We start from the raw sequence: 15,673 nt of genomic DNA on the forward strand, positions 1-15,673 counted from the left end.
ACTATCTGTCTCACCCAATTGCGAATTTCAATCTTGCTAGGCCCTTCAGCACACACCTACAACCTCAATGATGAAAACTGAATAAACATTCACCGATATGAATATAAGTGAAAAAACAAATTTTAAAAACTTAATGCTCAAAAATACAGCGGCAAAACATTTCACCCAGTGTTCTATTACGCATTAATAATAAGCACTGCTATAACTCAAGTTCATTCTTTAAGCGTAAACTTATAACAACAAAGGTTATCGACCGCTGTTTAAACAAACAAACTCAAATAACTACGTGCTGAAAAAACAACCTAAAAGAGAAAGTGTAAAGTTATATTTTAATAACAAAACCCATCATAAAAACTGCCTACCCGAGGATAATATGCCAGATAACTTATTTTTAAAATAGATAACTAAAAAATATAATTATTCTCTAAGTTTATTTTGTTGTCACATCATCATCAGGCTGGTATGTTTAGCACCACAAGCCAATACCATTGAATATAAAGGTTTTATATCAGTATTTTTGACGGTGCCGTTTAAATGACACTATTAATTGCCAGACAAAATATTGACATTATTCAAGTTCGACAATTTATTGGCGACCATTTGCTAATGGATTGATGTTTATAATTGATATTAAGAAGATCAAGAGAAAAAGCACTTAGCTAGTAAGTTTAAAAGCTCACTATAAAACGTCAATTTAACCTTACTTTTATTTATTGTGTTTACATTTGTTTTTATTCGGGGATGGAATGAGAGTTACAGCAAAAGCAACTTTATTAAAGTCAGACACTCATCACAAAATAAAAAATGTACGTTTAGTACAGGAAACCCTTGCTCGCTCTCGTATTGTAAAACGTTTATCGCATTTTAAACGCCCAGTCATTGATGCAGTTAACCGAATATTTATGCCAATAACTCGTCAAGGATACCCTAGCCTAAGCACTATCACCTTGAGTGAAATCGACTCCCCTGTTCAGGCTGAAACCCATCTTGGTTGGTTTGCCTGTCGTCATCAACAAAAAACCTTAGCCTGGTGGCGCGTAGACAGATGCACATTAGAACAACTGGCGAGTGGTTATTATGGCAGCCAAAAAAACCCATTGAGTTCGCCATTAAGGCAACCGAGTCAATCAGAATTTCGCCTAATCAAGCGGCTATTTATTAATGTCTTTGAGGTGTTACCCTTTGAAGAACTAGATCTAGAGGAATTAGAGATAGAGCTGGTAAAAAATCATGCAACTATCGAAGCAGATGCGGTGTGGGCCTTAGAATTTACTCAAGGCTCGCTAGCACCTGCATTACACATTTATATGGCGTCATCCCTACTCGGTCTTGTTCAGGATATGCCAAACCAAAAACCAATCAGCACTGATTTGCCAACAAAGCTCGCCAATTGGCTCACGCAGATGCCAGTAAAGCTACGACTCACTTTAGGTCATCAAGATATTCCGGTTGACTCTATAGACCAGATGAAAGCCGGCGACATATTACCGATTAATCTTTATCCCAAGAGCGTGCTCGCCGTTGGAACGAAAGCATTATTCAGTGCCACAGTTCACAGTCATGATGGCCAAATGTTGGCCAAATTGACCCAAGATACCAACCACTATGAGGACAATAACATTGGCTGAACAACATACCTTAGCAGATGACTTCCTGCTCGATGATGACTTATTCAGAGATGATGCTTTCTCTGAACCCCCTGCCATAAGGAAGCCACTGAAGCACTTGTCTTTCTTCCAGCAGTTACCGGTCAAAGTTAGCCTTGAACTGGCCAGCGTTGAACTGCCATTAGGTGATTTGACTCGCATGGGTGAAGGCGATGTGATTGCCTTAGATAGAATGGTGGGTGAGGCCTTAGATATTCGTGTTAACGGCGCCTTGTTAGGAAAAGGCGAAGTCGTTGAGGTCGGCGGCCGCTACGGTGTGCGCTTGTTGGAAGTTGAAGATATTAATTTAGGTGAAGCCAGTAACTAATGATGTTAAGAGCCTTTATTCTTGGTTGGTTATTGCTATCGCCACAAGCCTTAGGCGCTGATGGCTTCACGCTACTCACGCTAGATTCTGGCCAAGAAAGCCAAGCTGTGAATATTAAGCTAGAAATCTTAGCCTTGATGACAGCATTGAGTTTTCTCCCAGCTATGCTGATGATGCTAACCAGCTTCACTCGTATCGTGGTGGTGCTAGCTATTTTGCGTCAAGCACTGGGGTTACAGCAGAGCCCACCTAATAAGGTGCTAATCGGAATCGCCTTAGTGCTGACACTGTTTATCATGCGCCCCGTGGGCGATAGCATCTATAAAGAAGCCTATCTTCCCTACGATCAAGGCAAGATAGAGCTTATGGCCGCCATAGATATTGCCAAGGTGCCTTTAAGTCAGTTTATGCTAGCCCAGACTCGGGAAACTGATTTAGAGCAGATGCTAAAGATTGCCAATGAGCCCATCGACTTAACACCGGCCGAAATCCCATTTCTAGTACTCATGCCGGCCTTTGTACTCAGTGAACTTAAAACTGCGTTTCAGATAGGTTTTCTACTGTTTTTACCTTTCTTAGTCATAGATTTGGTGGTCGCTAGTGTCTTGATGTCCATGGGCATGATGATGCTGTCTCCCTTGATTATTTCTTTGCCATTCAAGTTAATGATTTTCGTCTTGGTGGATGGTTGGGCCATGACGGTAAGCACGCTTACAGCCAGTTTTGGATAAGCATCATGGATACCAATGAACTGACGGTGATATTTGCCGATGCCATGTACTTAGTGATCATCATGGTCGGCGTGCTGATCACTCCTGGGCTGATATTGGGGGTCGTTATCGCCGTATTTCAAGCGGCGACCCAAGTCAACGAACAGACCTTAAGCTTTTTACCTAAGCTTATTCTTACTTTGCTTATGGTGCTCTTTAGTGGATCTTGGCTGATACAAAAGTTATCCGATCTATTTGAACAGCTCTTCCTTAATATCCCACACATCATCGGCTAATATGCTCTCACTCACCTCGACTCAAATCAGCATGTTAATCGGCAGCCTATGGTGGCCTTTTTGCCGTATCATGGGCGCTTTCATGATCATGCCTTTATTGGGTAATGCTTATGTGCCTGTCACTGTACGAATTCTATTGTCCTTAAGCATTGCAGTATTAATCTCTCATCTCATTCCTAGTGTTCCCCCTGTGGATGCACTGTCATTATCTGCGGTTTACCTCGCCATTGAACAATTGCTTATTGGGGTCATGTTAGGCTTTATCTTGTACTTATTACTGCATGTAATGACCTTGCTTGGCACCATAATGTCCATGCAGATGGGCCTCGCCATAGCCATTATGAATGACCCTGCCACAGGGGATGCCAACCCTATTCTGAGTCAATGGTTTTTATTGTTCGGCACGTTAATTTTCTTGGCCTTAGATGGACACTTAGTCGCCATAGGCGTGCTTGTTGATAGTTTTCGCCTGTGGCCCATTGGCAGTGATTTATTCTCTCTTCCCTTATTGGGGTTTGTGCATAGAGTCGGCTGGTTATTTGCGGCGGCCTTAATGCTGGCCTTGCCAGCCGTGCTGGCCATGTTAATGGTGAACATTACCTTTGGCGTGCTAAGTCGCTCAGCACCGTCGCTGAATATTTTTTCCCTGGGTTTTCCTATGACGATGTTAATGGGGCTGCTCTGTGTCTTGCTATCACTGAGCGGTGTTCCCGAACGTTATAGCGACTTATGCTTAGAAGCGCTGGCCTTTATGTATCAGTTTATTGGTGGTGCGGTATGAGTGAAACCCCCAAACATGATAAGACCGAAGATGCCACTCCCCAGCGAATTCGTAAAGCCCGTGAGCAAGGTCAGGTTCCTCGCTCAAAAGATTTAGCCTCGGCAGCACTGATCTTAGGTTGCTCATTAATGCTCACCAGCAGTGCCGATTGGTTTGCTACCAAGATAAGTCAATTAACTCGCTACAATATGCTGGTTTCCCATGAAGATCTGCTTCAAGACGATGTAATGCTCATGCATCTAGGCACTAGTCTAATAAAAATGCTGGAATTACTGGGTCCCCTGTTCCTTATCGTTGCCTTACTGGCGGCCATTGCTGGCGCCTTGCCTGGCGGCCCCATTTTTAGCTTTGAAAATGCAAACTTTAAATACAGCCGCATCGATCCCATTGCTGGTATTGGCCGTATCTTTTCCAGTCGTTCGCTGATTGAGTTACTTAAATCTGTACTCAAAATCACTTTGTTAATCGGTATCATGTTGAGCTTTCTCGATACCCACCTGATTGATTTTTTAAGTTACAGCCAACTCCCCGTAGATGAAGCCGTAACCCGTGGTATCGACATGTTATCTGCCGGTATGTTGTACCTAGGTTTAGGATTGATAGTGATCGCTTTTATCGATGTGCCATATCAATACTGGCATCATTTACAAGAACTTAAAATGTCTCGGCAAGAGATAAAAGATGAGCATAAACAGCAAGAAGGTAAACCTGAAGTCAAAGCAAAAATTCGCCAACTGCAGCATAGAATGGGCCGTTCACGAGCCGATACCAGCATTCCAAAAGCCGATGTTTTGTTGGTGAATCCGACCCATTACGCTATTGCACTCAAGTACGACCCAGAACTCGCCGATGCCCCTTACGTACTGACCAAGGGAAAGGAGGAGCTCGCCCTATACATGCGCAAGCTGGCCAAGCAGCATGATGTTGAAATTATTGAAATTCCAGCATTAGCGAGAGCGATATACTACTCAACCCAAGTCGATCAACAAATCCCTGGTGCACTCTTTATGGCTATCGCCCATGTATTAAGTTATGTGATGCAAATTAAGGCTTCTCGCCAAGGCAAGCAGCAAAAACCTGAGCCGTTACCTCAGTTTTTCATTCCCCCCCATTTAAGACACGATTAAGGATTGCTAATTCATGAATAGTATTTCACGCTTTTTTGCTGGCAACGCCAGCTATATCGGCATTCCTATCATGCTACTCGCCATCTTGGCCATGGTGATCTTGCCTCTGCCCGCCTGGCTATTAGATGTCTTATTTACCTTCAATATCGTCTTAGCTGTGATGGTGCTATTGGTCAGCGTGTCGATTAAACGGCCATTAGAGTTCTCAGTGTTCCCTACACTACTGCTGCTAGCCACCTTGATGCGCTTAACCTTAAACGTGGCATCAACCCGAGTCGTGTTGATTGAAGGTCATCAGGGCGGTGATGCAGCCGGACGAGTGATCCAAGCATTCGGTGAAGTGGTTATTGGTGGCAATTATGTTGTCGGTGCGGTGATCTTTCTTATCTTGATGATCATCAATTTTGTGGTCATTACCAAAGGTGGAGAGCGAATCTCAGAAGTCTCGGCGCGTTTTACCTTAGATGCCTTGCCTGGCAAGCAAATGGCTATTGATGCCGACCTTAATGCCGGAACGTTAACCCATGAACAAGCCAGTATTCGTCGTCAAGATGTCGCCCGTGAGGCCGATTTCTACGGGTCAATGGATGGTGCCTCTAAGTTTGTCCGCGGTGATGCCATTGCAGGCCTGCTTATCTTAGGTATCAATATCATTGGTGGTATTAGTATCGGCATCTTCATGCATGACTTATCCGCCAGTGAAGCCTTCAAAACTTACGCGCTACTCACCATAGGTGATGGCTTAGTCGCCCAAATTCCCTCCCTATTATTAGCGACTGCGGCTGCAATAATCGTGACTCGCGTCTCTGACGCAGAAGAAATGCCGGTCCAACTCAGCCGCCAATTGCTAGCAAATCCAAAGACCTTAGCAACCGCAGCCTTAGTGATGGCCATTTTAGGTTTGACTCCAGGCATGCCAGCAATGGTGTTTTTATCTTTCGCGCTCTTGTTAGGTTTTGCTTCTTGGAAACAGCATCAAAACTTGCCACTGATGACCAATGAGGAGCAAGCAGCCCCCGTCGAAAGGAGTCTTAACGAACCCGCAGCGCCCACTTGGGATGCACTGCCCTTTACCGATGTGATTGAAGTACGACTCGGATATCGCTTAGTGCACTTAGTGGAAAAGACCAAGGGCGCCGAGCTGCAAAAGCGTTTAACAGGAATACGCCGTACCCTGTCAGAACAGGCTGGTTTTTTGTTAACGGAAGTGAGAGTCAGAGATAACTTAGCCTTGGCCCCCAATGCCTATCAAATCAATTTTATGGGCAATCAAGTCGCCCATGCCGTTTTGGAACCCGATCATTTACTGGCCATTAAAAGTGGCCCGCTGTACGGTGAAATTGATGGGATTATCACTAAGGAACCTGCCTATCAAATGGATGCTGTGTGGATAGAACAAGAGGTAAAAGCCAAGGCGTTAAATTTAGGTTATTCCGTCGTCGACAATGCCACTGTGATTGCCACCCATGTGAGTAAATTACTCCGTGAATCCTTATCTGAATTACTGCAACACGATGACATCATGCAACTCACCGACAGGCTCAGCAAGCAAGCCCCTAAGTTGGCGGAATCACTGACGACAGCATTAACACCGATCCAATTGCTTAAGGTGTTTCGTTTATTGCTTAAAGAACAAGTACCACTCAAAGACATACGCACCATAGCCACCACCTTGCTTGAATGTAGCGAGCAAACCAAAGATGCTGTGTTATTAGCTGCCGATGTACGCTGTGCACTACGCAATAATATTCTTCAGCAAATAGTCGGTAATGCCTCAAAACTTCAAGTGCTCACCCTGACCGCTGAATTAGAGCAGACCTTGATGACCGCATTACATCAGTCTCAGCAACAAGGGAAAGTTTCATTAGACAGTTTTCCGGTTGAACCTAACTTGTTAGCGCAACTGCAACAACGTATGCCACAATTACTGGCCGACACCAAAGATAAAGGCCACAACCCAATTCTACTGGTTTCACCTCAATTAAGGCCTTTGTTAGCCCGATATGCGCTAGCTTTTGCCCGAGGATTACATGTATTGTCCTACAATGAAGTTCCTGAAACTAAGGAGCTGATGATCGCAGGGCAACTCGGTTAGTTTGCCTTTCTCTTGCAGGGTATAGCATAAAGTAATGGTGAGTATGATAAAGACAGCCCAAGGTTATTCTTCAGAACTGACTCGAGATCAGTCAGAGTTAACACAATTTTGGTCACAGGTGCAGCAGGAAAGTTTAGCCATTGAGCCTGGGATCACCTTGGCCTATGGATTTATCAGACATGAAGACAATCGCCGCGCCATTGTGATTAGCAATGGCCGAGTCGAGTCCTACCTTAAGTATCAGGAGTTAATTTACGACTGCTATCAGCAAGGCTTTAGTGTGTATGCACTCGATCACCGAGGCCAAGGCTTGTCCAGCCGCTTAACCACCAATCCCCACCAAGGGCATGTGGAGCATTTTTCTGATTATGTAGATGATTTTAAAGTATTTATCGAACGCGTGGTAAAACCAGAGCGACACAAGGAGTTATTTCTTGTCGGCCACTCCATGGGCGGTGCCATTGCGACTCACTATATACACCAAGATCCAACGACCTTTAACGCAGCAGTCTTATCGGCGCCCATGTACGGCATTATACTGCCCCTTCCGACTGTCGTTATTAAGCAACTAGCAACCAAGATGATAAACACTCAGCCTGTCATAGGCAGCCACTTAGTCGCTACAAACTACATTATTGGCGGGCGGGATTATCAAGCCATTAGCTTTAAACTGAATCAACTCACCCATAGCCAGGTACGTTACCAGCATTATCGTGATTTATACCAACAACAACCCCAATGCCAGCTCGGGTCTCCAACCAACCAGTGGTTAGCAGAGGCCATTGATGCCGCTAAGGCGAGTATTGATATGGCCAGAGGAAGCCCGATCCCTTTGCTCATCTTGCAAGCGGGGAAAGATAAGATAGTCTGTAATCAGGCGCAAAATAAAGCGCTTGCAGGGCTTTGCCAGCGGATCATTATCGAAGGCGCTTTCCATGAAGTGTTTATCGAAACTGATAAACTCAGAGATAAAGCGCTAAAGGCACTGTTCGATTTTATTAACCAACACTCAGAGATAATTTAGACTTAATTAGCTGCAATATGTCTTTCTCCACCAAGGGGCGGCTGATTATGTAGCCTTGAAACCAAGTACAATGTATTTCGGTCGTGATCTTAAGCAGCTCTTTATTTTCAATGTGTTTTGCCACTACTGCATATCCCAAGTCCCTTGCCATATTCACCAAGGCAGCTAACAACTTAGTGCTCTGTGCGCTGTCGGTGATGCCATCCAAATATCGTGGCGCCAATTTAACCTGTGAAAAGCTGACACCCTGTAAATATTGAAGTGTCCCCATGCTTAAACCAAAATTGTCTAGCGCAATTAAGAAGCCCAACTCCTGCAACTCACGCACAAGTTTTCTAGCCGCTTGCGGATTAACATTAAATACCTCTTCAGCCAATTCGAGTTGAATTGGGGTCCCCTTAATTGGGAATTGACGCATTCTCTGTTTAAGCTGCTGGATAAAACCTTCTTGATGGAACGACCTAGCACTAATATTGATTGAGAAAATCGGCGAACTCACCCGCTGATGTTCGAGTGCTAATATCAGGCTGCAAACTTGCTCGAATACCCATAGTTCCAATTTAACGATATCTTCACTGAGCTCTGCTGTTGCAATGATTTTAGTGGGGGCGATAAAACCATATTCGACATGATACCAACGGATAAGCACCTCAATACTGCCCAAATTGCCATCCACATCAACTACAGGCTGAAAGGCCAGTGAGAGTTGCCCGGCATCGATTGCTACAGCCAAAGCTTGTTGCAATTTAGCCGGCTGCAGTTGGTTTTTATCCATTGAGGCTTGATACAAGATACACCCCTCCGCGGCATCATTGGCATGGCTAAGCGCAGTATCGGCCCGCGCCAGTAAAGTATGAGGCTCGATAGAATCTATACCATCAAACACCACCACCCCCACCTTGGCAGAAATAGATAAATGCTGCTCAGAGACAGTAAAACCTCTACTGATTAATTGCTTTACTTCACTTGCTAATGCTAATGCACGACGGTTAGCTTGCTCAGCATCTGGCCCTAAGTGGGCTGCCAGCATCACAAACTCATCCGTGCCTAACCGAGCAATCAGGCCCACTGCACTAAATGTGCTGGTGAGTCTCGCGGCAATTTGCATCAGTAATCTATCACCAAGCTGACGACCTAATGCATCATTAATCACACTGAAATTATCTAAACTAACCAAAATTAACGCTGCGGACGTTTCACTTTGACGACACTGTACTTGTAAATCGAATAGGGCATTAGCCAAACCATCGCGATTGATCAGATCGGTTAAGCCATTATGGCTTTGTTTATCTATGGCAACTCTATGATGCTGCACATCACCAGAGACATCTGTAATAGTCCCAATAATGCGTATAGGTCTGGACTGTTCATCCCACTCAACAATCTTGCCCTTATCGAGCACCCAAATATAATGGCCTTGCTTGTGCTTTAGCCGATGAACACTTTCATAATCTTCTTTCTGATGATTAATATAATTTTGTAGTGTATTGAGTACCTGTGACTTCTCATCGGGATGCAACCTTGACTCCCAAGCCAAATAATCGTTAGTTAAATCACCGGCATCGAAACCTAAGATCTCTTTCCATCTGTCTGATACAAAAATGGCGCCAGTGGCAATATTCCAATCCCAGATGCCATTTCGAGAGCCTTCGACGCTAAATAACCAGCGGCGCTCTGCATCATTAAGGCGTTTAGTCGCCCTTTTTAAACGACCGTCAACATCAGTCAAATAATGATGCAAGACACTCAATTCAGCCGACCAAAAGGCAGAGTCAGAATGAAAATTAACCATACCCACTTTTTTTGCTGCTCGGCTCAGACGTCGCAGTGGTGAGATGTGCAGTCGATAGAAAATGAAATAAAACAATAAAATGAATAAAAACCCTACTCCCCAAACCGTTTCTAGCCGTTGTTGTAACTTATCTATGGCCTCAAATAATATAATCGCAATGCTATATTCAAGATAAATCACATCCACTGCACTGGAGTAACGAGAGCGACTACTGGAAAAAACGGGATAATAGACTTGTATTGATAGACTCTCAAAATCAATCAGGATTATTTCTCTATTCTGGGTCACCGCCTCGTGATGTGTCTTGGCAGAGTAGGCCTCTAATACATGAGCCGCGTTACTGTTTCGCCAAATAGTATGATTGGCAAAATGTATTTGGCTATTGGCGTCTAACAGTACATATACCATCATATCTTGCTCTGTCGCCACGAGTTCCACTTCTTGCTCTATACGCTGCATATCTTGAGTCGCTATAGCCGAATCCACCACGCTGCGCATGCGAAATAAATCTTGCTGTAACTGCTTAGAAATAGAGTCAGTGAGCTGATCACCCAGTATATTTTTTTCATACAGGTACTCACCCATAATTAGGCTAGTAAAAAGGATGATAAGCGATACGGGTAAGGTAACGGCAAGGGATAAACGCGGAACGTTAAACAAGAAATACTCAATAATGTCTCTAAGATGCCCCTATGCTAGCGGGAAACTTAAGCCTAAGTAAAGCATTAAACTGAATCCCATAACAAGCTGTCACAGGAGAAACCATAGTCAAAAGACGTTTAATTTGATGACCTAATGATGCTAGTCAATGGCAGTGAATTTTTGTTGAATTTTCACACAAAACAATATTAATACTGTTTACCATTTGTTAACATCCATTGGTTAATTAGCGTGCATCAAATGCGCTTCAATTGACCATTTAAAATTTATAGCATAAAAAATAAGGAAATATTTTGGCTACTACAATTCAAAAAACATTCATTATTGCCGCGTCTTTGTTACTCACATTAAGTGCAGTGACCACAGATGTCGCAGCAAAACCCACAAAAAAAAGCTTTATAAACGATATTGAATACACTGGCATTAACTTTAAGCTAGATGAACAATATACTGGCGTAGAGCTCAGCAAAGAAGGGTTTAATTTACTTGGTACTGCTTCAGATGAGTTTGCTCAACAAATAAACTCAAATAAGTATTTAAAAAAGATTAGGCGGCTACACGAAGACAAATCATATAAAGAACTGAGAAAAAACTCGATTTTGTCTAAAAAGACAAAGACTAAATCACCTAAGTTGGAAAACTGGTACCGTATCGATATTACTAAAGGTATGACCCAGCAAGAGATATTGGATATATACAACTCACTGGTCGATATTCCCTATATTTCTATCGTAGAGTTAGAATCTCCTCCAATCAGTAGCGGATTTGAACAATGTCCCGCATTAAATTGTGAACCCGACCTTCCACCTGGAGACGGTGGTGGAACTCCGGGTAATACCCCTGATTTACAAAGTTACCAAACCTACCTAGGGCAAAGCCCACTGGGCATTGATGCCCTTTACGCCTGGACGAAAACAGGTGGTAATGGCCAAGGGGTTAAAATTATAGACATGGAAAACGGTTTTAACTCAAACCATGAGGACTTACCGACTACCTTCGTGCGTAAGTACGATTACGATGATAGTGATCATGGAACGGCGGTATTGAGCGTTGTTGGTGCCAAAAGAGATGGCAAGGGCGTCACAGGTATTGCTTATGGTGCCCAGTTAGGCTTCCATGGTTGGTCACCAAGTATTGCCCAAGCCATAAACAATGCTGCCGGTTATCTTAGCGCCGGCGATGTTATTATCTTAGAAGGTCAAATCAATAGAAACATTAATAATGGGGATAGCTGTACCTCGCAAAATCAAAATGAATGTGTTCCGCTAGAATGGAATCAAGCCACTTTTGATGTTATCTCTGCCGTAACCAATCGCGGGATCATAGTGATTGAGGCGGCAGGCAACGGTAATGAAAATCTAGATGATCCAATATATCAAAATCGATTTAATAGAAACACCCGAGATTCAGGGGCTTTCTTAATTGCGGCCACGAACCCGAGTGCATCAATTGCTCGTTCATATTTTTCAAACCATGGTACTCGCATTGATTTTAATGGTTGGGGTAACGAAGTCGCTGCTGCAGGTTTATATGGCAACACCCTGTTTAATGGTGGAATAAATCAAAGATACGGTGATGGATTTGCGGGCACCTCATCTGCGAGCCCAATCGTCGCCGGCGCTGTCGCCGCACTACAAGGTTTTAGTAAGAATGCTAAAGGTCAAACATTGAGTGTGCAAACCATCAAAAATATTCTGACCGCCACAGGCGTACAAGAACCTTCAGGCGTGCAAGTCGGAGTGAGACCCAATTTGAAGGGGGCAATTCAATATTTAGAGAGTGCTCTGGTAGCGCCTAAGCTAACGGCAGAATCCTATTACTGTCATGGCGAATACAATCTCTCTTGGAACTCAATCTCCAGTGCGTCATCCTATAAAATCTTCCTCGATGGCAGTTATTTTGCCTCGACAACATCCACCAGCAAATACCTTAACCTACCTAGGACTCAAACCGCTACAGTGCAAGCCTGCACGGCGTCATCCTGTAGTGAGCATTCCAATAGCGTAAGTCTGCGCTATGCACCAGTATGCTACTAGGTTTCATCCGTTAACAGTCTAGTGTAATAACTCAAGCGTGGGGCTTAAGCCTCACTCTAATGACAGGCTTTGCCAAGGCAGAGCCTGTCATTTACTCCATGAGTCGCATCAATAACAATGGCAAGAGTAAAACAGCTAAGCAGAAAACTAAGGCCAAAAAAGCCTTCGGTGAGCAGACTATGGCCTTGACTCACCGGGAGCGTCCATATATGCACCTTATTTCTTTGCATGTCATATTTATTCATTGCGGTCAATGAATGAAAACTCTGCCGGTAATTTACCAGAGATTACATGAGCTAAGTATTTATCTAAAATTCCTGTTGGATTACTAAGCTTAGTAATAACTTCAAGATCTTTACCGTGAACGTAGTAAACACTACCATCACTTGACTCTCCATTTATAAATAGAGCGTCTTTGTTATCTGTTAATAACCAACAACTCAAGGCTTCTCTTTCACAACCTAAGTCTTTAGCAAACTGATCGGTTTGTTTACGGGTTACCCCTACCATATCCTCATAATTATCCAGATCCTTTTTGGCGCAATAACGAAACGGGGTATTGAGCCAGTCTCCAGGGAAGAATGTTTGTTTAGTGATACCAAACGAATCAAACCAACGGTAAAGCTCTTTCCAACCTTCAGGCAACATTTGGTGGTTTTCATCGAACTCTTCTCCTTCTTTTTCCATAAAATCAGGTTGTAGAGCAAAAAATAAATTCTGGTTATCAGTTTGTATAACAATAAATGTTAACCACTCTCTAAGCCCTCGTTTTAGTACAAGTTTTGGCTGCCCCCACATATCTTTCATTTTTGCAACAGTAAAAGGGAATGCTGTGCTAAATGCCGGGAATATCTTTGATATGTCTTTTCCAACGGTCTCAATTATTTCCATATCAAGGTGTTTTAAAGCACCTTGAGGGATACCTGATTGGCTCGTACAAATATATTCGTATGATATATCCATATTTCATTACCCTCCTTTATTCTGCTTGTTAAATAAATTGATCTGTTTCTGAATTGAACGTTGAATGTCCAATTGAGTATCAATCAAATTCTGTTGATAAACAGGATGAAGTGACTGCCCTTTGTAAGTATTCCAGTCCAAACTAGACCCCTTAGATGAGTTAAATGTTTTAGGCAATGGCTGGAAGTTACCAATACTAGCAATAAATCAGAAGAATAAATCAGGCCAGCCATGATAACGATGAAAAAATGGCTCAGTCCAACCAGTGTAAGCCCGAACAGGCCAAGGATAGGTAACCTAATCCGCATGAGTGTTTCACATTTTAAGGCGCAGTGGTACGGATTTCATTAGGGGCGCAGTGGTAACTGTTAAGCCCGTATATATGTCAGCACAACCGCTTTTAGCGGTAATGAGTCGCATCAAAAGCAATGGCAGGAGTAAAGCAGTTAAACAGAAAACTAAGGCCAAAAAGCCTTCGGTGAGCAGACTATTGCCTCGACTCACCGGAAGCGTCCATATATGGCACCTTATTCGTTTCATTGACTATTCTTCAACTTTAATATCTACAACACATTTAGAAAATAACGAACTGGTTTTATGGTAACTCGAAATAAAACTGAAATACCTGATTGTGACTTTTTTACCGACATAGGGTAATAACAAATTAAAAATATCCCCTTCGTAACAAGGTGGCTTAGTTATGTCGGAGTGTTCTCGCGTATTAATACTCCAAATAACGCTCCACTCATCGTCTGGTGTAATAATAGTGAACACATCCCAGAGATAATCATCATCGTATTTATGGAAATGCCCTGGCCAAGCCTTTTTTTTATTACCAACAAACTCAATCACCCCGCTAAAGGTTTCAAGTTTAGCGCTATTATCAATATAAATTTGATACTTCCTTTTATCTGCGCGGATGTTTGACATTGTCAAATTATAAGCGAGAGTACTTCCTATAAAAAAAACAATAAAATACGTTCTGACACGCCTAATCTGCTTAAATTCTTGATGTTTATATACTAAAAATAGAGCTGCAAAAACAAACAACACAAAAATTATATTCATGAGTGTATCTTTGCCTAGCCAATAATCCCACCCCTCCGGTGGGAGGGGGGCATATAACGTTTTCATTAAATGTATTAATCTCCTGTTATCCAGCCTTTCTGAGTGAAAATACTGTTTTGCACACCATACAAGAATTGTCCCCAAGTACTTGATTCAAAGTTGGATTCAGGTATTCTGGTTGAATTCTGTAACGCCACGAAGCCAGCCACCTTACTGTTTATCAAGCTGTTCGATTTACTTCCAAAATCAAAACTCTTGGAAAATTGAAAGCCCTCAACACTCTTATCTATATTACTTGGGTCGGTAAACCCAAAAACATTAGGATCCTTTTTATAAGTATGCCCCTGAAACACATTAACGCTATCTGGAATGAGCAAATGCTTGGTCTTAGGCAATTCAGCTTCAACACCATAGGTCATCAGGTATCCATTCAAGAAATCATCAGCTTCCATTGTAGCTCCTGTTGCCAAGGATAACTCATAGGAAAAGCTCGATTGATTGACAAACTGTTGGTAGCCCATATCGAACGCCTTGGCAATCCCGCCACTACCATCGGGGTTAAAGGCAAATGCTAATGACCCCCCAACACCAACCCCTAATTGCGATTCTAGGTATAGACTGCCTTCAATCTCTACGGCTCCTCCATCTAAATAACCCATTTGTTGCCACACCGGCATGATGGTTGCCGGCGCTGTCGCCGCATTACAAGGTTTTAGTAAGAATGCTAAAGGTAAAACATTGAGTGTGCAAACCATCAAAAATATTCTGACCGCCACAGGCGTTCAAGAACCTTCAGGCGTGCAAGTCGGAGTGAGACCCAATTTGAAGGGGGCGTTTCAGTATTTAGAGAGTGCTCTGGTAGCGCCTAAGCTAACGGCGGAATCCTATTACTGTCATGGCGAATACAATCTCTCTTGGAACTCAATCTCCAGTGCGTCATCCTATAAAATCTTCCTCGATGGCAGTTATTTTGCATCGACAACATCAACCAGCAAATACCTTAACCTACCTAGGACTCAAACCGCTACAGTGCAAGCCTGCACGGCATCATCCTGTAGTGAGCATTCTAATAGCGTAAGTCTGCGCTATGCACCAGTATGCTACTAGGTCTCATCCGTTAACAGTCTAGTGTAATCGCGCAAGAGTG

15 protein-coding genes are annotated in these 15,673 nt (G+C 43.1%); 11 read left to right on the top strand and 4 right to left on the bottom strand.

The genetic code is table 11. The features are described 5' to 3' along the window. The first annotated feature begins 746 nt into the window (after nucleotides 1-746). From SDEN_RS19025 to SDEN_RS19060, 8 genes are read left to right on the top strand one after another with little or no spacing between them, the layout of a single operon-like run. Nucleotides 747-1,628 (top strand): FliM/FliN family flagellar motor C-terminal domain-containing protein, encoded by an 882-nt coding sequence (locus SDEN_RS19025; protein WP_011498076.1) that lies wholly within the window; start codon nucleotides 747-749, stop codon nucleotides 1,626-1,628. After that, entirely contained in the window at nucleotides 1,621-1,974 is a 354-nt protein-coding gene (locus SDEN_RS19030; RefSeq protein WP_041405909.1) for a FliM/FliN family flagellar motor switch protein, read from the top strand. Before SDEN_RS19025 ends, SDEN_RS19030 begins: the two co-directional genes overlap by 8 nt. Then, a complete protein-coding gene (gene fliP / locus SDEN_RS19035) occupies nucleotides 1,974-2,705 on the top strand; it encodes a flagellar type III secretion system pore protein FliP (protein WP_011498078.1) in 732 nt (243 codons plus the stop codon). Before SDEN_RS19030 ends, fliP begins: the two co-directional genes overlap by 1 nt. A 5-nt stretch (nucleotides 2,706-2,710) precedes the next feature. Then, nucleotides 2,711-2,980 (top strand): flagellar biosynthetic protein FliQ, encoded by a 270-nt coding sequence (locus SDEN_RS19040; protein WP_011498079.1) that lies wholly within the window; start codon nucleotides 2,711-2,713, stop codon nucleotides 2,978-2,980. A gap of 1 nt (nucleotide 2,981) precedes the next feature. Next, nucleotides 2,982-3,761, top strand: a complete 780-nt coding sequence (gene fliR / locus SDEN_RS19045; protein ID WP_011498080.1) for a flagellar biosynthetic protein FliR — start codon at nucleotides 2,982-2,984, stop codon at nucleotides 3,759-3,761. Beyond that, entirely contained in the window at nucleotides 3,758-4,888 is a 1,131-nt protein-coding gene (gene flhB / locus SDEN_RS19050) for a flagellar biosynthesis protein FlhB (protein WP_011498081.1), read from the top strand. Before fliR ends, flhB begins: the two co-directional genes overlap by 4 nt. 13 nt (nucleotides 4,889-4,901) lie before the next feature. Beyond that, nucleotides 4,902-6,983, top strand: coding sequence for a flagellar biosynthesis protein FlhA (flhA, locus tag SDEN_RS19055; RefSeq protein WP_011498082.1), 2,082 nt, complete (start codon nucleotides 4,902-4,904; stop codon nucleotides 6,981-6,983). Nucleotides 6,984-7,026: 43 nt separating this feature from the next. After that, nucleotides 7,027-8,007, top strand: a complete 981-nt coding sequence (locus SDEN_RS19060) for an alpha/beta fold hydrolase (RefSeq protein ID WP_041406578.1) — start codon at nucleotides 7,027-7,029, stop codon at nucleotides 8,005-8,007. Here SDEN_RS19060 and SDEN_RS19065 read toward each other — a convergent pair. Next, entirely contained in the window at nucleotides 7,982-10,459 is a 2,478-nt protein-coding gene (locus SDEN_RS19065; RefSeq protein WP_041405910.1) for a putative bifunctional diguanylate cyclase/phosphodiesterase, read from the bottom strand. The two genes, SDEN_RS19060 and SDEN_RS19065, sit on opposite strands and share 26 nt — an antisense overlap. 293 nt (nucleotides 10,460-10,752) lie before the next feature. On the opposite strand from SDEN_RS19065, the gene SDEN_RS19975 reads away from it, so the two are divergent. Then, nucleotides 10,753-12,495, top strand: a complete 1,743-nt coding sequence (locus tag SDEN_RS19975) for a S8 family peptidase (protein ID WP_011498085.1) — start codon at nucleotides 10,753-10,755, stop codon at nucleotides 12,493-12,495. 59 nt (nucleotides 12,496-12,554) lie between these two features. Further along, nucleotides 12,555-12,752, top strand: coding sequence for a hypothetical protein (locus SDEN_RS19075; protein ID WP_041405911.1), 198 nt, complete (start codon nucleotides 12,555-12,557; stop codon nucleotides 12,750-12,752). On the opposite strand, the gene SDEN_RS19080 is transcribed toward SDEN_RS19075, so the two are convergent. From SDEN_RS19080 to SDEN_RS19090, 3 genes are all read right to left on the bottom strand, one after another. After that, nucleotides 12,733-13,458, bottom strand: a complete 726-nt coding sequence (locus SDEN_RS19080; RefSeq protein WP_011498086.1) for a hypothetical protein — start codon at nucleotides 13,456-13,458, stop codon at nucleotides 12,733-12,735. The genes SDEN_RS19075 and SDEN_RS19080 overlap by 20 nt on opposite strands. A 543-nt stretch (nucleotides 13,459-14,001) precedes the next feature. Beyond that, a complete protein-coding gene (locus SDEN_RS19085) occupies nucleotides 14,002-14,592 on the bottom strand; it encodes a hypothetical protein (protein WP_011498087.1) in 591 nt (196 codons plus the stop codon). A gap of 8 nt (nucleotides 14,593-14,600) precedes the next feature. After that, on the bottom strand, nucleotides 14,601-15,185 hold the full coding sequence (locus tag SDEN_RS19090; RefSeq protein WP_011498088.1) for a hypothetical protein: 585 nt from the start codon (nucleotides 15,183-15,185) through the stop codon (nucleotides 14,601-14,603). Nucleotides 15,186-15,201: 16 nt separating this feature from the next. Here SDEN_RS19090 and SDEN_RS19095 point away from each other — a divergent pair, with 16 nt between their 5' ends. Then, the gene (locus tag SDEN_RS19095) at nucleotides 15,202-15,633 is read left to right on the top strand and encodes a hypothetical protein (protein ID WP_011498089.1); all 432 of its coding nucleotides are present in this window, start codon (nucleotides 15,202-15,204) and stop codon (nucleotides 15,631-15,633) included. The last annotated feature ends 40 nt before the right edge of the window (nucleotides 15,634-15,673 follow it).

This window comes from Shewanella denitrificans OS217, assembly GCF_000013765.1.
Classification (GTDB): Bacteria; Pseudomonadota; Gammaproteobacteria; order Enterobacterales; family Shewanellaceae; genus Shewanella; species Shewanella denitrificans.